Below are 18,911 nucleotides of genomic sequence, written 5' to 3' on the forward strand. Positions count from 1 at the left end.
CGGATGGCCTTTTTTATATTTTGGAGTGGTAATTCAAGGGAGAGAAATCATAGCCGATATGGAATACATAGCGTAGCGAAATCCCGAAGTTCCAGCCCGAACCGTCGCCTTCGATCCGCGCCCGTTCCGTTTCCACACCATTCACTTTGTATACCAGATCGGTCGTAAGCGAGTTGCCCATTCCCCATTGTTTACGGGCAAAAAGCGACATATCGATCGATTTAGCAACCTTGATCACATATTCCGCCGACGCTTCGACGAGGCCCGTCATGGATTTGGCAATGCGCGTGTCGCTCGACATAAACAGTGTGTCCACTCCCTGACGACGTCCTTTTTCGCGGTAACCCGAGAACTCCATATAGTCCTTCGATTTACCTGAATTGGGCACCAGCCCCGCACCCGCGCTAATCCAGAAAGCCGACTTACGGACGGAAGGTTTCCCCCAAAGCAGCCGCATTTTCCCACGGACAATCAGGCTGTTTTTATCATTTTCCATCTGGTATTTCAGCGGATTATCTCCATAGATCATCAGCACATTGTGAATGGCCGAGCGGTCGTATGCCAGCTCCACATTCCATTGTTCTTTGAAAACCCATCCCGCGGTAACACCCCAGGCCGAAACCGTGGGTGATTCTGTACCTATCAGTTCATCAAAATCGTTGTCGATCGTGTTTTTATCTTTCCTTACAAAGCCGCTCACGCCCACATACCAGCGGTCGTGGACCTTTACATCGCCAAATTTTTTGAGGAACGACTCGGTATTATAGGGCTTGGCGCCAATAGGCCTGGTGTAGCTTTTGCGGTAGTAATCCGCGTCCTGCGCCCGGACCTGGAAAAATGCGGCAAAGAAGAGGATCGTAAAAATGGGTTTCATAGAAGTGCGCCGTTTTTTCTCTCCTTACGCGCGCCCAGGCCCGATCGTTGCATGAAAATCGCCAGCTAATGCAGTTGGAAGCAACTACTTGCCGGTCTGGAAACTGATCGTAAAAGTAGTTCCCACCCCCAGCTCCGACTGCACCTCTATGCGTCCGTGATGTGCGTGGATAATGCTCATCGTGGTGGATAATCCGATACCCATTCCATTGTTCTTTCCCGTGAAATAGGGTTCGAATATCTTGTCCATATGCTCCTCGCTAATCCCCGCGCCATTGTCCACAAATATTACCTGAATGTGGTCGCCGTGGTTTTTCGTCGCGATCCGGAGTACGCCCCGGTCCTCTTCCATCGCCTCGATAGCATTGGTAATGAGGTTCAGGAAAGCCATTTGCAGCGAAACGCGGTCGAGCGGCAATGCGAGCTCTTCGCTGGCAAATTCATTGACAATCTGAATCCTTTTGAGTTGTACACGGTCGAGCGCGGCGCTGATGGCCTGGCTCAGTACCGAATGTACCGAACTCTCCACCAGTTCGATATCCTCCGAAGACGACGGTTGTAGCAACTGTGTAATGAGGTCGTTAATGCGCGTGCAGTTGCGCTTAATAATTTGTGTGTAGAATTTGTGGTCCTCGTCGGCGAGTTCCATTTCCAGCTGCTCTGCCGAAAGGTTCACGTTCGTGAGCGGGTTACGCACTTCATGCGCAAGCATACGCACGAGCCTGCCCGTCACGGCCATTTTTTCTGAAAACAGCCTTTCCTTTTCCGACTGCTTCCGGGCGGTCATATCGTGCAACCGGCCTTGGATATAGGGATGGTCGTCGTCCACTTCCACAGAGGCAGAAAACAGGCAGTACTTCTTATCGGCATCTTTGGTGAGCAGGCGCACCTCATGATCGTGAATGGGCTGCTCGGCGATGTCTTTCCAACGGGTTGCGAACAAAGGGTCGTCCACCAGATCGGTGATCTTCTTCTCCTTCAACTGTTCGCCCGAATAGCCGGTGAGAACACTCGCCGATTCATTGAAATCGATGATATTGCCTTCCAGATCGCTGATAAACAGGAAATCACTGGATTCTTCGAACACCCGGCGATAGCGGCGCTCGCTGTGGCGCAATGCTTTCAAAACGGAAGTCCGCTCCAATGCATATCGGATGCTTCTTTCCAGTTTTTCGGCGTCCAGCTCGCTTTTAATGAGGTAATCTGCCGCACCAAGGCGCAATGCTTCGACGGCGATTTTGGTGTCGCCTTTGCCCGTAAGGAGGATAATTGGCTCCTCGCATTCGAAATTGCAGGCGAGCTCGATCAGGTCGATACCGGTGCTTTCTCCGAGCAGGTAGTCGAACAGGTACAGGTCGAACTTGTTGTTTCTGATCTGAAATTCCGCCTCTTTGAAAGTAGCACACCAGGTAATATCAAACTTCCAGTTGACCAGATCCTGAAAATATTCACGGGTCAGGAAGTAATCATCCTCGTCGTCGTCTACCAACAATACCCTGATCAGTTTACTATTCATTCCTGCTGCTATTCCGCTGTCAGATATCAAATTGTTTCATTTTGTTGTAAAGCGTCTTGCGGTCGATGTTCAGCAAACGCGCCGCTTTGCTTTTATTGAAATTCACATCCCGTAATACCTGCATAATCATGTCATATTCCGCCTCGTTGGCGACTGTTTTGAGACTTGGTTTGGTATCGTCACCATCCACATTATCCAATAACAGCGACGCTGCCGAACTAGCTGCCGGAGCAGGCTCGTCGTCCAGGTCTTTCAGGCGTTTGTAATTGACAATCTCGAACGGCAGCGCCTTTTCCTCGATCAGTTCACCGTCCGAAAGCAGCGTCGCGCGCTTGATCACATTTTTGAGCTCGCGGAGGTTTCCCGGCCATGAGTAGTTCAGGAAGTCGTTTTTAACTTCCTCCGAAAATCCTTTAACATTTTTTCCCAGCTCCACATTGGTTGTTTCCAGGAACGCGCCGGCAAAAAGCATCAGATCGTCCTTACGGTTCCGCAATGCAGGAACTTCGATCGTAAACTCGTTGAATCGGTAGTAAAGATCCTCCCGGAACTTACCGTTACGCGCCGAATCGAGCAGCCGCTCGTTACTCGCCACGATAATACGGACATCCAGATCGATCTCCTTCGACCCGCCGATACGGCGCATTTTGCGCTCTTGTACCACACGCAGCAACGCCACCTGTATTTCGTAGGACAGGTTGGACACCTCGTCCAGGAACAGCGTACCGCCATTTGCCAGCTCGAAATGACCTATTTTGGTCTGCAATGCACCGGTAAACGAGCCTTTTTCATGCCCGAACAGCTCGCTGCCCGCCAGCTCTTTGGATATGGCCCCGCAATCCATCGCCACAAATGGCATGTCTTTGCGCTTCGACCGGTTATGAATTTCCTGCGCGATGGCTTCCTTACCGGAACCGCTTTCGCCATAAATAATTACGCTGAAATTCGTAGGAGCTACCAGGTCCACCTGCCGGAAAAGGTTATCCGAAACATCGCTGCTACCCATTACATAGCCTGCCCTGGTGCGCGGCTGGTTCTTACGTGCAGGTTTCGCCGGTTCGGCACTGCCGTCGGACGAGGCTGGCGCCGCGTATTGCTGCTCTTCATTCTCGGAAGCCTCCGCGTCGGCGATGGCCTTCTTCACGGTTACCAGGATTTCATCTGGAAAAAGCGGCTTGGTAATGTAATCGTAGGCGCCCAGCTTCATTACATTTACCGCCACTTTAATATCCGAATAACCGGTAATGATCAGGACGGGCACGTTGGGCCTTTTGGATTTAATGGTCGTCAGCAATTCGGTCCCGGTAATATCCCCGAGTCTGAAATCAGTCATGACGAGGTCGGGCGAAATGGATTCTATCAATGCGAGCCCATCTTTGCCGTTCTGGGCTGTTTCTACTATAAAATCATTTTTTGACAAAAAACGCTTCAAAAGGAAGCAAATATCCGCTTCATCATCAACAACAACTATTTTTTTCATGCCGGGTATCAGGGCTTAACTTGTTTGCTTTAAATAGTAACTCTCAACCTCGCGGTAGGTATGTTTAGTTGCTCGCGGTACTTGGCCACCGTCCTTCTTGCAACGGAATAGCCCTTTTCGGCAAGCATATCTGTAATTTGCTGGTCATTATACGGGTGGCGCTTGTCCTCCTCGCTCACGATCTCCCGGATCGCCTCCTGGATCTCCCGGTTCGAAACCTCCGTACCATCCTCGTTCGTAACGCCCTCAGTGAAAAGGTCTTTCAGGAGCACAATGCCGAACGGTGTCTGCACATATTTGTTGGTCGTTACGCGAGATACGGTAGAAATGTCCATATCGATGATTTCCGCTACATCTTTGAGGATCATCGGGCGCAATTTCTTGATATCGCCGGTCTGGAAATAATCATATTGCAGCTTAACAATCGCTTTCAACGTGTTCAGCATCGTGTTTTCCCGCTGCTTGATGGCGTCGATGAACCACTTCGCCGAGTTCATCTTGTTCTTAAGGAACTGATTGGTGGCCTTGTCCTGCTTCTGCTCCGCCATTTGGGTAAAAACTTTGTTCAGCTTCAATGCCGGGCTGTTCCCCCAGGTAAGCTGTACTTCAATTTCCCCGTCCTCGGTGTACCATAGCATAAAGTCGGGCTTGATGCTTTCGTTCACGATGGAGTCGTTGCGCAGCCCCGACGCCGGTTTCGGATTGAGCGTGGTAATCAGCTGAATAGCCTTTTTCAGCGACTCTTCATCCAGTCCGGTGATGCGCATGATTTTATCATAATTGCGCGACCCGAGCTCGTCGAATGCGTCCGTAACAATCTTGCAAGCCCATTTCCAGGTCTCGTTCTGATTTTCCATGCGATTGAGCTGGATAAGCAGGCATTCCCGCAAATCGCTGGCTGCTATCCCGGGCGGATCGAGCTGTTGGATGATTTTCAGCATTGTGTTCACTTCGTCGGTATCGATAAACATGCTGTTAGCAAATGAAATATCGTCCGCAATCACATCGCTTTCCCTTCTCAGAAAACCGTCCTCGTCGAGCGAGTCGAGGATGAAGTCGGCGATCAGTTGCTGGCGTTCATCCAGTTGCAGAAAGTGTACCTGCTGTTTGAGGTCGTCTCTGAACGAAATGGCCTCCACCATCGGCCGGGTGTATAGTTCGTTGTCGGCCGACTGGTTATTTGCATACGTTTTATAATCCGGAATATCGTCGTCACGGAACTCGTCCCAATCGTAGTAATCTTGTACGGAATTGTCTTCACTACCCGATGAACTGTCCGATTCGTCGAATTCTTCAGGCGCATCCTCCGACGTACTTTCCTCCTTCCCCTCTTCCAGTATAGGGTTTTCTTCCAGTTCTTCCTTAATTCGTTGTTCAAGCTCCATTGTAGTCAGGTGCAGTAAATTCAGCATCTGAATTTGCAAGGGAGAGTATTTTAAAGTCTGTCTCTGCGTCTGCGTCTGTCTTTGCATATAGCAACTAAGGGTAAAATTTACATTCTCTTGGTGCTTTAAATTTACGACTCTTTATCTAATCTTGCCTCAACGAAGAGGTGCGTTACCGAAGATTGCGTAGTTATTTCCACATACTGAGTATTATAATTCAGAATGTAGAGCTAATCCCCATTCAAAAACGCCTCCGCGGCCACGCTGATCGCCTTTTGGAGCCTCGCATTAGCAAAGCGGGCATCCGGGCTGCTTCCGGGAACGCTTGCTCACCGACAGCTTGATCTGGCTGAAAATCAAAAGATATCGTACTTTCAAATGCATTCGGGCTTTCGCTTCCCCGGTGTTATCCTGCCATCGGAGCGGCGTCTGACATACGAAAACCATATACTACGGAATGCAAAACCCTTGCCTACCCCTATAAACGACGAAACCCTCCGGCAAGGGAGGGTTTCCTATCTGATGCTGGCCGGGTCAGGCCGACTGCAAAGGTTTTTCGTCAGTCGCATTCTTGATCCAGTACAAGCCTTTCAACAGCAATTCACGTCCTTCCTCCACACCGTGCTTCATGATCACCTTCTCGATCAGCAGCGGTGCGATGAGATTGAACGGCGTCGGAAGCCGCCGTAATGCAGTCCTTCCAAGCAAGGCTCCCAGCCCTATTTCGACGCCCCGGCCTGCCATACCATCCGGACCGGCCGCCATCAGGTCTTTGAAATAGTCGACCGTCTGGGAGGCGGTCCCCTTTTTCTTCTGCGGCTTTGTTAGTTCACCCATGGGTTCCATAGCTATCCGGGTCAAATGTTTCCTATCTGTTCACGGGCTGCGTCCGCGTACTCTTCCACGTACGTCTCGCCTTCTTTTTTGAGCTGGTCGGCAGCATCGGCTGCTTTCGCCTTGCTCTTTTCCAGTGCTGCTATCAGATCCCCCGCCAGCTCATTGGTTTTCTTTTTCAGTTTTTTGATTGTTTTCTTACTATCCTCCGGTGCCAGCAGCAAGCCGATAACCGCACCGGCTACTGCCGCAGTTACTATCCCTAAAATGATTTTGTTCGTTGACATAACACACTTGTTTTAATGTGGATCATTTTGTTTCAACCGGAATTGCCGCAAATCCTGTACCAATCGGGGCTCCGATGCGGCCCGCAGATGGCAGGGTTATTGCTTTATTTCCCCTCAAAGGTTAGTTCGTAATACAAACGCCATGCGAATGGCGCCGGAAAATACCTCCGCTACCGATGACTGAAATTCTTACTTCTCACACAGCGCTATGAAAATTGTTATTATTGAAGATGAACGGGATTTGGGAGTGTTGATGCGCAATTTTCTAGTAAGGCAATTGGATATTAAAACACCCGACGGCAACGTCAGGGTGGTGGCTTCATTAATGGAAGGCATTGATTGTGTCAGGGATATGCGACCCGATTGGGTATTCATAGACAACAACTTACCCGACGGAAAGGGTATACAGGCAATCCGGCAAATACGGGATGTGCACCCGGGCAAACGTGCAAAAGTAGTGATGATGAGCGCCATGACGAACCTGAAAGAAGAAGCGTTCAGGAACGGCGCCGACTTTTTCCTCGATAAACCCATAAGCTTTGTAGAAGTCAAGAATATCTTCACAAAACCTGGAAACGAAATCTAAGCCTCACGGCTACTGGCATCACAACAAATCGTGGAAATACTTGCATCAATTGGGGATTTGTTCCGGTTGTCCGTAGAAAATATTGCTCAAACCGACCGTTCGCAGCTGTTTAATCGCAGTTAACTTCTAAAACAGCACAGGACATTTTGTCCCCGACCGGGCCCTGCCGCCCGGCATTTTCACCTTCTGGCTGCGGTACCGCACATGTTTCTTCTTACCGGTATCCACTTTCTTTTTCTCGTAGGGAACGAGCTTGAAATCATATTCGGGAATAAAATAATCTTCCTTGTACTCGGCCACAGGCAAAGGCATATAATGGCGGCCCGGAAACGTCAACACGTCGTATTCGTAGTCGTACAGATAAATGGTCACAAAACCGTCGCGACTGTATTTAATGCCGATGTCGGAGAAAGGGCTGTCTTCATCCGAAGACGCAACGAGCCGCATGATCTCCTTCTGCTTACCTTTCACAAGCACCGACATGTTATACTGGAAAACACGGTGCAGCGAGTCGATCTGAATGGCGATACCCAGGTAATACTTAGCATCTTTGAGCCGCTCCTGGCCCGCATACATGACCGCAGTATTGTTCAGCGCGCTCTTATCCTGGTAGGTCTGGTAACTCAGCTTCGCGTCGTCGTACCGCTCCATATACCGGTACACATTTCCCTGGTTCACATTATAGAACTTTCGGGCGGGTGCAGCCGCCATAGCGAGTTTGAAATCTTCAAATGCACCGTCGTATCGGGCATTGGCTTCATTTACCTGGTGTTTCTGGGAATGCCGGTTGCCGATGTAAGCCTGTACGATTCCATGGTTATTGTGCAGGAATGGTAGCTCCGGTTTCTCGCGCACAAGGCTATCGAATACCGCCAGCGACTTATCAAGTTGGTCGTTTTCCAACAGCACAATTCCCCAGCCATTCTGCGCATTGACGTTCGACCGGTTCAGTGAAATGGCCTTTTTAAATACCTGATACCCTTTTTTATACATGTCAAAATGCAGCAGCAGGTTGCCGTAGTTACTCCACATCAGGTCGTAGCCCTGCTCATATTGCAGCGCTTTCGCCAGATACTGCCCTGCCTCCGAAAACCGTTTCTGGTCGATCATGATGCCGCTTAACCCCGCTAATGCTTCGTAGCGGATCGGATCCAGCTTGATCGCCTTCTGGAAGTCCTCCTGCGCCTGAGCGGTCTTTTTCAGGTAGTATTCCGAAAACGCCTTCGTTACAAAAAGGTCGGCGAAGAACTTGTTGTCTTCGTTCAGTGCCTTTTCCCCTTTCTTGAAATCCTTTAATGCGAGGTCGTACTTCTTTTGCCCATAGTAGGCTACCGCGCGACCGAGGTAAGCCGGTAAATAGGTAGAGTCCTTTTTAATCACCCGGTCGAACAGGCTAAATGCAGTCTGATACTCGTGTTTACTAAGATGGGTATTCGCGATCCCGGACATCAATGCGGGTGTTTCGCGCTTCAAGGTCGAAGCGAGTTTATAGTACCGCTGCGCCTCGCCGGTCTGTTGCAGGCCATAGCACGAATGCGCCATTCCGAGGTAAGCGTCGCCCCGGAAGGTACGGTCGTCGGTTTCGAGGTATTTTTCAAAAACGGCTTTCGCCATGCCGAACTGATTGAGCGACAGCAATGCATTCGCGTATCGTATTTGTGCTTTCGGGTGCGTACGCGCTACTTTCTCGAAATCCTTCACCGCCCGTTTCTCGTTACCTGTGCGCATCAGGATATCGCCGCGTTGCAGGCGGTAGGCCATCTCGTCCTTCTGGCGGATCGCGGTCGTCAGCTCATCCACAGCCTCTTCCATCCGGCCGCCGTACTTGTGCACCATGCCCAGGTTGAAATTCCATTTGCCGCCCGTGTTTTTCGCGGAATTGTCTGTGGCGTACCTCGCAGCCTCATTGTATCGCTTCTGCTTGCCAAGCGCCACAAGCGTATTCACCGTCGCCGCGGAGCCGCCCGGCGCCTCGAAGAAATCTTTACGCGCCGCATCATATTTACCCGACAGCATCGCAAAAAGACCACGATTATAATGCAAATGCGGATCGAGCTCTGCCAGATCCAGCGCCTCCATAATGTGCAATGCTTTTGAATAGTTGCCGGAAAGCGCGAGGATCACCGCCTCGTTGTTCATGCGCTGTACGGAATCGGAAGGTTGGAAGGCCTGCTTATGGTAGATCGCATAAGCAGCCTGCAAGTTGCGAACGCCGCGTTGGTATTCTTCGTCGCGCAACAACGCAGGATTATTTTCCTCGAATGACTTATTAAAAACAGGTAGAAGTTCTTTTACAAGTCGCTGGCACTCACTAAAATCCTGCGCTGAGAGCTGCCGCGGCGCTAACACCGTCAACATCAGCAACATACCTGTCATTACAAGTAGGTGGATTTTCTGTACCATAGGGGTGCGTAATGGCTCAAAAAGCCCCTAACCTACAAGTAATCAGGGAAAATTACAATTATTGCTAAGACCGTTTGATAAATTTCGATTAAAATATAATTTTTTAAATAAATAACATTATTTTAAGTAAACTGCCGGTGATTAAAGTTGCACGGAAGTCAGAGCGTCGATAAACACCTTTTTATCGTCAACCAGGACGGTGAGAGCACTTTCCGAGGCGTTTTCAATGGTTATTGCTTGTTTTGAAACAGACACTTTCAGCAGAATACCCCTGAAACCGATCCGGAACGAATAGCCTTCCCATTGCTCAGGAATGTAGGGTTTGAATGACAACAGGCCGTCGGTCACCCGTTGCCCTGCGAAGCCTTTTACAACGCTCATCCAGGTACCTGCCATCGAAGTAATATGCAGCCCGTCCTCGGTGTCGTTATTGTAATCGTCCAAATCCAGGCGGGCTGTCCGCAAATACATTTCATATGCTTTTTCCCGCAGACCCAGACCCGCGGCCAGGATCGAGTGAACGCACGGCGACAAGGACGATTCATGGACGGTCATCGGCTCATAGAACTCGAAGTTGCGGCGGATAGTGGCCGCGTCGAACTCATGCTCGAAGAAGTAAAGGCCCTGCAACACATCGGCCTGCTTGATAAAACACGACCGCAGGATCCTGTCCCACGACCACCGCTGGTTAATAGGGCGCTGGCTGGCAATGTCGGCGACCGTCAACAGTTCCTTGTCCAGGAAGCCCTGCTGCTGCAAGTACACCTGCCTGTTTTCATCAAACGGGTAATGCATATTATCGACAATGTGCTTCCAGTCAGCGAGTTCCGTATTCAGCTGCAAATTGGTTTTGAAAATCACTTCATTCAGCTTGCGGGAATCTTCTTTCCATAACTTATCGATTACTTCCAGCGTATAGCGCAGCGTCCAGCAGGCGATGTAGTTGGTGTACCAGTTGTTGTTGACGTTGTTCTCGTACTCGTTCGGCCCGGTTACCCCCAGCATGACGTACTGCCCTTTGTCCTCCGACCAGTTGATACGCTGCTTCCAGAACCGCGAAATGCCGATCAGCACTTCGAGCCCCCAATCTTTCACATAGCTTTCGTCGCCGGTGTAGCGGGTATAGTCGTAAATAGCGTACGCAATGGCACCGTTCCGGTGGATCTCCTCAAAAGTAATTTCCCATTCATTGTGGCACTCCTCGCCGTTCATGGTCACCATCGGATAAAGCGCTGCGCCATTGGTGAATCCCAACTTCCCGGCATTCTCGATCGCTTTTTCCAAATGCTTGTAACGGTAAACGAGCAAGTTGCGCGCCACTTTTTCGTCGGCCGTAGAAAGGTAGAACGGAATACAGTATGCCTCGGTGTCCCAATAGGTACTGCCGCCATATTTCTCCCCGGTAAAGCCTTTGGGCCCGATGTTCAGGCGCTCGTCCTCGCCGGTGTAGGTTTGCCCCAAATGGAAGATATTGAACCGGATACCCTGCTGCGCGGCCACGTCGCCGGCAATGGTGATATCGTTCTTCTCCCATTTGCCTGCCCACGCCTGTACCTGCTCCGCATACATGCGATCGAATCCCTTTTCGGCAATCCTGGCAATGTAGGCTTTGGCTTTGGGAACCAGTTCTTCGTGCGTGTAGTTGGCCGACGAGAGATTTACCGCATACTTATAAATGGTAACCTCCTGCCCTTCCTGCACCTCTGCCTGCACAGTACCCGCCACATATTTTTCCCTTGAGGCCGTCTGGGCGGTGCCCGTTACAGGTCTGCCATTCAGTTTTACATCAAACTGCATTCCGGTGGCCACGCGGAACTGCTCTACCTGATAGGGATTGCTTTTCGTTTCGAGCACGAGATATCCTTCCTGCCCGTATGCCTCATGCGCGATGCCGTTCCAGAACGACTCGTCGTAGTTCGAATCCCGGTTACGGATATTTCCATCCAGGAATGGGGTAATGCTGAAATGATCGGTGAAGTTGAGCGGTACCATGCTGTAACTGATCGCGCCGGCCTCGTCGTCGGCCATGCTGCAAAAGCGTTTGGAATGAATGCGCAGCTTCCTCCCGCCCGATAACGTCACCGTCGCGGTACGTTCCAGCACGCCTTCTTTCATATTGAGCACGCGGCGAAATTCGTTGATCTTGCAGGTATTCAAATCGAGCAGTTCGGTACCGACGCGAATCTCGATGCCCGTCCAGTTGCAGGCGTTGAGTACTTTGGCGAAATAGTTGGGATAGCCATTCTTCCACCAGCCTACCCTGGTTTTATCGGGAAAATAAACGCCCGCCACGTAGTTCCCGAGCAGTGTTTTGCCCGAATACCCTTCCTCAAAATTACCCCGCTGACCCATCCTGCCGTTGCCGAGGCTCATGAGGCTTTCCGTAATTTCGTTGTGTTCGGGGTGAAAACCTTCTTCTACGATGCACCATTCATCGTGCGTGATGTAATTCTTCATATGTTTTCCAATTGGGGCAAACCAAAATTTTCAAAACCGGCGATCACCATATCAGCTTCCGTGAGTACCGATGCTTCCCCCACGCCGACAGCCAGCATACCGGCTGCTTTCGCGGATTCGATACCCGCCACGGCGTCCTCGAACACCGCACAATGCACCGGTGACACATTCAGATCAGCCGCACCCATGAGGAACACCTGCGGATCAGGCTTGCCTTTGGTAATGCGGTTTCCATCGACGATCGTATCGAAATAATGCAGCATATCAATCCTTTCAAGAATGACCTTTGCATTCTTACTGGCCGAGCCGAGGCCGCTGGGGATACCGTTCCGTTTCAATTCGTCGAGAAAATGGCGCACGCCGGGTAACGCGTCGTCGGGCGTCATTTGCATGCAAAGTTCCAGGTAACGGGCATTCTTGGCTGTGGCCCTGCGAAGCTTCTCTTCGTCGGACAATGTAACTCCGCCGATCGACAGCACGATTTCGAGCGATTCCATCCGGCTGATGCCTTTCAGGCGTTCGTTTTCTTCACGCGTAAGGTCGAAACCGAGGTCCTGCGCCATTTCGCGCCAGGCGATGTAGTGAAATTGGGCGGTATCAACAATTACCCCGTCGAGATCAAAAAGGCAAGCTTGTATTGAGGGCATATCATTTCAAATTTAATATCTTGCAAAATAGTAAAAAATAGCAATTTGCTGCGCCAGGGCCGAAATACGGGCTATCCGGTGTCACCGGGCTCCGTCGCACGCTTTCCCAGAACATTTAGAAACCCCAAAGAAATGTCCGCCGTTAACAAGGATAAATTCGTTATATACCAGATATTTACACGCCTCTTCGGCAATCAGAATACGACCAACAAGGTTTACGGTACGATTGAAGAGAACGGGTGCGGGAAGTTCAACGACATCGACGACACCGCGCTGGGTGCGTTGAAGGATTTCGGTGTGACCCACCTCTGGTACACCGGCGTACTCGAACATGCCACGCTCACCGATTATTCGCAATACGGCATCAATCCCGACCATCCGCTGATCGTGAAAGGCATCGCCGGCTCGCCTTATGCGGTCAAGGACTATTATGATGTGGATCCCGACCTTGCGGTGGATGTACCTAACCGGATGCAGGAGTTTGAAAGCCTCGTCGCGCGTACGCATACACACGGGCTGAAAGTGGTAATCGATTTTATCCCTAACCATGTTGCCCGGCAGTACCATTCGGATGTGCGCCCCGAGGGTGTTAAGGATTTCGGGGAGGATGACGACAATACAGTCACTTTCAGTCCTTCCAACAACTTTTATTACATTCCAAACCACGATTTCGTGGTGCCGGAAGGCCATAAGCCGCCGCTGCCGGTAACGACTCCCTACCATGAACGCCCCGCCAAAGCAACCGGCAACGATGTTTTTCAGGCCCAGCCCAGCCAGTACGATTGGTATGAGACCGTCAAGCTGAACTACGGCGTCGATTACCTCGATGGCCGGTCACGCCATTTTGACCCAATTCCGTCCACCTGGCTCAAAATGCGCGACATTCTCATCTACTGGACCCGCAAAGGTGTGGATGGTTTCCGATGCGACATGGCCGAAATGGTGCCTGTTGAATTTTGGGGATGGGTAATTCCGGAAGTCAAGAAGGAAAATCCCGCGGTCATTTTCATCGCAGAGATCTACAATCCGTTTGAATACCGCAATTACATTTATACCGGACAATTCGATTACCTGTACGACAAGGTCGGGCTGTACAACTCACTGCGGCGGATGATCGAGGGGCACGGCAGCGCCTCCGATATTACGCGTATCTGGCAGCACGAATCGGGTGATTTCAGCGAGCATATGCTGCGCTTTCTCGAAAATCACGATGAACAGCGCATTGCCTCCAAATATTTTGCCGGAAACCCGTGGACCGCATTGCCTGCCATGGTACTGAGTGCCACGCTGCATACGGGCCCGTTGATGCTCTATTTCGGGCAGGAACTCGGTGTGGACCCTACCCAGCAGGAAGGTTTCCAGGGCGAGGACGGTCGCACGACCATTTTCGACTACTGGGGCGTGCCGGAATTCCAGCAATGGGTTAATGGCGGGCAATTCAACGAAGAGCTGCTTACCACCGAACAAAAAACGCTGCGTCAGTTTTACCGCAACCTCAATGCATTTGTGCTTAAAAACGAGGCGGTGTATGCAGGCGGGTTCTATGATTTGCAATATGTAAATGCCAACGGGCAATCGTTCAATTACGACGGAAATTTCATTTTCAGCTATTTGCGGCATACCGACGATCAAAAAATATTGTTCGTATACAATTTTCATGAGTCCGATACCGTAGAAACGCTGGTTAAAGTGCCGCAGGATGTATGGACGAACGTGCTGAAACTGGGCAATACAGGCGATTACAAATTGAAGCCCGTGTTCCCGCTTGAAGTACCACAGGTACAGTTGCGCACAGCCGACATTACATCCACCGGAGTGCACCTCGAACTCCCGCCGATTTCGGCATTCGCTTTCGAGATCGTTCCGAAGTAACGCGGCTTCAAGCCCTTTTGTCGTTGCAAAAGGGGCTTTTGATCATTAATTTTACATTATCCACGAATTTGTGGCTATTTTATCGTGGCAAGTTTTTTGTCGTTAACGTACCCTGGTTTTAAAGAAATTCAAGTATGATCCGATTTGTAGTGCTTTCCATTTTGTTGCTGGGCTCTGTTGCTTCTTTCGGGCAGGCCAGCCTGCAAAAGACTTTCGTGCAGAAGATGGAGCTGCCCGCCAGTCCGGATATCGGCACGCAGGTCCTGCGTATGAGTGAGTCGTTCCTGGGAACGCCCTACGTGGCCGGCAGCCTGGAAGGCAACCCTACCGAACGGCTAGTATGCAAGTTCGACGGACTGGATTGTACGACATTGGTAGAGAGCGTGATCGCGCTGGCTGTTGCTAAAACCGAAAATTCGACTTTTGAAGAATATAAAAATGAACTGACACGCCTCCGTTACCGCGACGGCGTGATCGACGGCTATCCTTCACGGCTGCATTACATCCTTGATTGGATGTATGAAAACCAGAAACGCGGCCGCCTCGAAGACATTACGTCCAAAGTCGGCGGTGTACCCTTCAACAAGGAGATCAATTTCATGACTACCCACGCCAACTTGTACCCGTCGCTGGCTGCCAGTGAAGTGTATGAGAAACTGAAAGAACAGGAGGCGGTGATCAATTCCAGGGAGCATAGTTACATCCCCAAAAACAGCATTCAGAAAGCCGAACCCATGCTCCACGATGGTGATATAGTTGCATTCACGTCGTCGGTGGAAGGGCTGGATGTGAACCATATGGGCATTATTTCGAAGGTAGGCAGCCGCGCTTACCTGATCCACGCGTCGCTCACGGGCAAAAAGGTGATCATGACGAATGTTCCCCTGGCCGAATATGTGGCTTCCGTCCCGAAACATACGGGTATGATCGTGGCCCGTCTCAACGATATCTGAACCGTGAATGGATTTAACCGACCTGATTAACTACCGGAATTCCCCCTGGCTATTGCTGCTGCTCGCCGGTGCCATCGGATTGGTCATCAGCATTATCATCATCAGCCTGATTAAAATAACGGCGTCGAGGAAGGAATGGACCGTGGTACGCGCAATCCGTGAAAACCTCACCAACGTGCTGCATTTCTTCATACCGATCGTACTCATCACGGCGGCCGCCAAAACCTATTCCTACTCCAACCCGCAATATGAATGGGTTTTCGCGTTGAGCAAAACCGCGCTCATCGGCATCACTACCTGGCTGATGGCCCGGATCGTGATCATCGTCGAAAAGATCCTGATCGCCAAGCTCGACTTCAACACGCCCGACAACAACCAGGCACGGCGGCTTTTTACGAAGATCAAGTTTATCAAACGCATTGTGGTGATCATGGTCGTGACCATCGGCGTTTCGATACTGCTGCTCAGCTTCGACAGCGTGCGGCAATATGGCGTCGGGATCCTGACGTCGGCCGGTATTGCGTCGGTAATCATCGGTTTCGCAGCGCAGAAGTCGCTGGCGAACCTGATGGCCGGTATCCAGATCGCATTCACGCAGCCGATCAAGATCGACGACGTGGTGATCGTGGAAGGCGAATGGGGACGCATTGAAGAGATCAACCTGACCTATGTAGTTGTCAACATTTGGGATTTACGGCGCATTGTGCTGCCTATTACCTATTTCATCGAAACGCCCTTCCAGAACTGGACACGCAACGAAAGCGCATTGACCGGCGCCGCATTCTTTTACCTCAATTACCACACACCTGTTGACAAGCTTCGTACCAAATTGAAAGAAATCCTGGAAGCGACCCCGCTTTGGGATGGTCGCGCATGGGCATTGCAGGTGACGGATACGCAAGGGCAACTGATGGTGGTGCGGGCGCTGATGTCGGCGCGTAATTCCAGCGAGACTTTCGATTTGCGCTGCCTGGTTCGCGAGAAAATGATTGAATATATCGTGAACGAACATCCCGAGGCATTACCCGCAACCCGCGTGGAAGAGACGACGCAGACGAAGTTCAAAATATCCGAAACGGGTATATAAAAATTGGCCTCCGGAAGATCCGAAGGCCAGTCTTTTCTTACTACTCACCTAACTCAATTTAACTCAATACAGTTTTTCTTTGATATTTTGATCCGTTCGTTCCCGCATTGTGACAGGCGCCGCTTGGATTGAAAAAGGGAAATGACGACCTGCAAAAAACGGAAATTACCGACGGGGGAAAGCTATTGGAAATGCCTGACGGCTTGCGTAAATCAGAACGTGCGATTTACGCTACAAAAGAGCTTTTCCGTTGTTAAAGAGGCATTAACGCTGAATTAAAAAGGAATTAAAAAGGCGGGAATTTCAAAATGAAGGTCGTGCCGGAGCCCAATGCAGACTCCACTTCGATGGTCGCGCCCTGCATGTTGATAATGCGCTTGGTGAGTGCAAGCCCGATGCCGTAACCCGCTTTGCTGATCGTGGATTGGCTGCGGTAGAAAGTATCGAAAATATAAGGCAGTTCTTCCCGCGCGATGCCGATGCCCATATCACGGAAATAGACAGTGATCAGCCGGTTCTTGATTTCCAGAAAAACATTGCAGGTCTTGTCCGGCGAATACTTGCAGGCATTATCCATCAGGTTCAGGAATGCCGTCCTTAGCAGGCTTTCGTCGCCGAAACGCTTCAATTGCTCCTCATCCTCAGGGATTTTATCATAATGAATATGCACCTGGTAGCCGGGGTTTTTCTGCTGTACCGAGCCCTTTGCCTGCCATAGCACCTCGTCGATCCTGATTTTCGAAAATGTTACCCTGAATGCATTCTCTTCTGTCCGCGCGAGTTCGAGCAGGCGGCTTACGAGCTCATTCATTTCCTTCGCCTCGGACCAGATCCCTTTCAATGCATCCTGGTAATCGGCCGGGGAGCGCTCTTTCATCAAACTGAGTTCGGCCTCGCTCATGATGAGCGCCAGGGGCGTGCGTAGCTCGTGTGAAGCATGCGAAACAAAGTTTTTTTGGGCTACAAAAGCGATTTCGAGCCGGGTAAGCATCTGGTTGAATGTCTCAGCCAGCAATGCAAGCTCGTCCTTCTCCCGTCCTACCCGCACTTTTTCGTGCAAGTTCCCCGCCGAAATGTTGTTCACCTGGTCGATAATGTCGGCCACTGGCTTGATGGCATCGTTGGAAAACTGCCAACCGGCGACGCCCACGAGCACCATGGACAACAGCCAGCCGATCAGCAGGATTTCGCGCAGGCGGTTGAGCTGGTTCATACCGAGGTAATCGTTCGCGATCACCGCCACAACCCACGGTTTCCGGTGGTCCTGCAAAATGTGCCGGATGATGATCACCTCCTGCTTGTGATGTTTCGTATGGATTTCCTTCCCGGCACGCGCCTCGGTCAGCATCGGTTTGGAAAGCCTGAAATGCTCCTTCCCGCTGACAAATATGACGGAATCGGAGCCATCGTAAATCGTGATTTCCTCGTCGAGCAGGATGGTTTTGTTCTCCTTCTCGATCTTTTCGATGTCCGCTTTGCTGATGCCGTGGCTCGCCTCCACAAGCTGGGCGATCGTCTGGCCGCGCTCGTTCAGGAAGGAATAAAATTGCGTTTCGCGATACTGGTCGTAGAAAAAGTAAATAGCAAGACAAAACAGCGCCATAATGGAGCCTACCAGCAAGGTAAACAGCAGCGTCAGGCGCGATTTGATATTCATTCTTCCTTGAAAATGTAGCCCATGCCGACTACCGTGTGGATCAGCTTGGTAGGATAATCCTTATCGACTTTTTTACGGAGGAAATTGATATACACGTCGATCACGTTGGTGCCGGTATCGAAGCGGATGTCCCACACCTGCTCGGCAATGTCCACACGCGAGACCACGCGCCCGCGGTTACGCATGAGGTATTCGAGCAATGCAAATTCCTTGGCGGTAAGATCGATCCGGTTGCCTCCCCTTCTGGCGACTTTTTCGTCGAGGTTTAGTTCGAGATCCGCGAGGGTAAGTACCTGGCTGGATTGCTCGCGGGCACTGTTCCGCTGCGAAAGCACCTTGATCCGCGCAATCAATTCGCGGAATTCGAAAGGTTTTACCAAATAATCATCGCCACCTGCTTCGAAACCATCGAGCTTGTCGTCGATCGTGCCCAACGCAGTCAGGAAAAGAATCGGGGTCGTGAGACCGTCGGCGCGGAGTTGTTTGGCAAGATCGTAGCCGTTGAGCAACGGCAGGTTTACATCCAGAATGATCACGTCGAACCGGTAGTTGGAAGCCATTTTCTTACCGACTTGTCCGTCGTAAGCCAGTTCCACTTCCCACGACTGTTCTTCGAGGCCTCTTTTGAGAAAACCCGCGAGTTTCGGTTCGTCTTCAACGATTAATATTTTCATAGAATGATCAAGCGGTTTAAAGTGCCAAATGTTGCACAGATTTTTGCTTAAAAAAAGGCTGCCCGAAATATCGGACAGCCTTTTTGTCTATATCCACACCATTAGAACGTTGGCATTTCTCAACATCCCACGTTCCATTATAATGCAAAATATAAAATTTAAATTATAAACAATAGGTAGTTGCCTATTTTTACAAAATT

The 18,911-nt window shown here is 50.6% G+C and carries 16 protein-coding genes; 4 read left to right on the forward strand and 12 right to left on the reverse strand.

Translation table 11 applies throughout. The features are described 5' to 3' along the window. Positions 1 to 13 precede the first annotated feature (13 nt). The 7 genes from J2Y43_RS22730 to J2Y43_RS22760 all read right to left on the reverse strand — a co-directional run bounded on the left by J2Y43_RS22730 (position 14) and on the right by J2Y43_RS22760 (position 6,375). On the reverse strand, positions 14 to 874 hold the full coding sequence (locus J2Y43_RS22730) for a hypothetical protein (protein ID WP_309986945.1): 861 nt from the start codon (positions 872 to 874) through the stop codon (positions 14 to 16). An 84-nt stretch (positions 875 to 958) separates the two neighbouring features. Next, complete coding sequence (locus J2Y43_RS22735) at positions 959 to 2,389, reverse strand: ATP-binding protein (RefSeq protein ID WP_309986943.1); 1,431 nt, start codon at positions 2,387 to 2,389, stop codon at positions 959 to 961. 19 nt (positions 2,390 to 2,408) lie between these two features. After that, complete coding sequence (locus J2Y43_RS22740) at positions 2,409 to 3,869, reverse strand: sigma-54 dependent transcriptional regulator (RefSeq protein ID WP_309986941.1); 1,461 nt, start codon at positions 3,867 to 3,869, stop codon at positions 2,409 to 2,411. A 29-nt stretch (positions 3,870 to 3,898) separates the two neighbouring features. After that, positions 3,899 to 5,341, reverse strand: coding sequence for an RNA polymerase factor sigma-54 (gene rpoN, locus J2Y43_RS22745; RefSeq protein ID WP_223403803.1), 1,443 nt, complete (start codon positions 5,339 to 5,341; stop codon positions 3,899 to 3,901). Between the two features lie 201 nt (positions 5,342 to 5,542). Then, a complete protein-coding gene (locus J2Y43_RS22750) occupies positions 5,543 to 5,701 on the reverse strand; it encodes a hypothetical protein (RefSeq protein ID WP_309986936.1) in 159 nt (52 codons plus the stop codon). A gap of 87 nt (positions 5,702 to 5,788) precedes the next feature. Beyond that, complete coding sequence (locus J2Y43_RS22755) at positions 5,789 to 6,091, reverse strand: hypothetical protein (RefSeq protein WP_309986933.1); 303 nt, start codon at positions 6,089 to 6,091, stop codon at positions 5,789 to 5,791. Positions 6,092 to 6,111: 20 nt separating this feature from the next. Further along, positions 6,112 to 6,375 carry a YtxH domain-containing protein gene (locus tag J2Y43_RS22760; RefSeq protein ID WP_309986929.1) on the reverse strand — a complete coding sequence of 88 codons (264 nt, stop codon included), beginning with the start codon at positions 6,373 to 6,375 and terminating at the stop codon, positions 6,112 to 6,114. 208 nt (positions 6,376 to 6,583) lie between these two features. Here J2Y43_RS22760 and J2Y43_RS22765 point away from each other — a divergent pair, with 208 nt between their 5' ends. After that, a complete protein-coding gene (locus J2Y43_RS22765; RefSeq protein ID WP_309986927.1) occupies positions 6,584 to 6,961 on the forward strand; it encodes a response regulator in 378 nt (125 codons plus the stop codon). 126 nt (positions 6,962 to 7,087) lie between these two features. On the opposite strand, the gene J2Y43_RS22770 is transcribed toward J2Y43_RS22765, so the two are convergent. The 3 genes from J2Y43_RS22770 to pgmB all read right to left on the reverse strand — a co-directional run bounded on the left by J2Y43_RS22770 (position 7,088) and on the right by pgmB (position 12,468). Further along, positions 7,088 to 9,364, reverse strand: a complete 2,277-nt coding sequence (locus tag J2Y43_RS22770) for a tetratricopeptide repeat protein (protein ID WP_309986924.1) — start codon at positions 9,362 to 9,364, stop codon at positions 7,088 to 7,090. A 141-nt stretch (positions 9,365 to 9,505) separates the two neighbouring features. After that, positions 9,506 to 11,821, reverse strand: a complete 2,316-nt coding sequence (locus J2Y43_RS22775) for a glycoside hydrolase family 65 protein (protein ID WP_309986922.1) — start codon at positions 11,819 to 11,821, stop codon at positions 9,506 to 9,508. Beyond that, positions 11,818 to 12,468, reverse strand: coding sequence for a beta-phosphoglucomutase (gene pgmB, locus J2Y43_RS22780; RefSeq protein WP_309986919.1), 651 nt, complete (start codon positions 12,466 to 12,468; stop codon positions 11,818 to 11,820). The genes J2Y43_RS22775 and pgmB overlap by 4 nt, the downstream gene beginning before the upstream one ends. A gap of 132 nt (positions 12,469 to 12,600) precedes the next feature. On the opposite strand from pgmB, the gene J2Y43_RS22785 reads away from it, so the two are divergent. From J2Y43_RS22785 to J2Y43_RS22795, 3 genes are all read left to right on the forward strand, one after another. Beyond that, positions 12,601 to 14,340: an alpha-amylase family glycosyl hydrolase gene (locus J2Y43_RS22785; protein ID WP_309986916.1), complete on the forward strand. Its 1,740-nt coding sequence runs from the start codon at positions 12,601 to 12,603 to the stop codon at positions 14,338 to 14,340. Between the two features lie 134 nt (positions 14,341 to 14,474). After that, on the forward strand, positions 14,475 to 15,293 hold the full coding sequence (locus J2Y43_RS22790) for an N-acetylmuramoyl-L-alanine amidase-like domain-containing protein (RefSeq protein ID WP_309986913.1): 819 nt from the start codon (positions 14,475 to 14,477) through the stop codon (positions 15,291 to 15,293). A 7-nt stretch (positions 15,294 to 15,300) separates the two neighbouring features. Further along, positions 15,301 to 16,380 (forward strand): mechanosensitive ion channel domain-containing protein, encoded by a 1,080-nt coding sequence (locus J2Y43_RS22795; protein ID WP_309986910.1) that lies wholly within the window; start codon positions 15,301 to 15,303, stop codon positions 16,378 to 16,380. Between the two features lie 286 nt (positions 16,381 to 16,666). Here J2Y43_RS22795 and J2Y43_RS22800 read toward each other — a convergent pair whose 3' ends face one another. Both J2Y43_RS22800 and J2Y43_RS22805 read right to left on the reverse strand, forming a co-directional pair. Then, positions 16,667 to 18,037: a HAMP domain-containing sensor histidine kinase gene (locus J2Y43_RS22800; RefSeq protein ID WP_309986907.1), complete on the reverse strand. Its 1,371-nt coding sequence runs from the start codon at positions 18,035 to 18,037 to the stop codon at positions 16,667 to 16,669. Beyond that, positions 18,034 to 18,711: a response regulator transcription factor gene (locus J2Y43_RS22805; protein WP_090156860.1), complete on the reverse strand. Its 678-nt coding sequence runs from the start codon at positions 18,709 to 18,711 to the stop codon at positions 18,034 to 18,036. Before J2Y43_RS22805 ends, J2Y43_RS22800 begins: the two co-directional genes overlap by 4 nt. Positions 18,712 to 18,911 lie beyond the last annotated feature (200 nt).

Source organism: Dyadobacter sp. BE31 (assembly GCF_031457695.1).
Taxonomy (GTDB): Bacteria; Bacteroidota; Bacteroidia; order Cytophagales; family Spirosomataceae; genus Dyadobacter.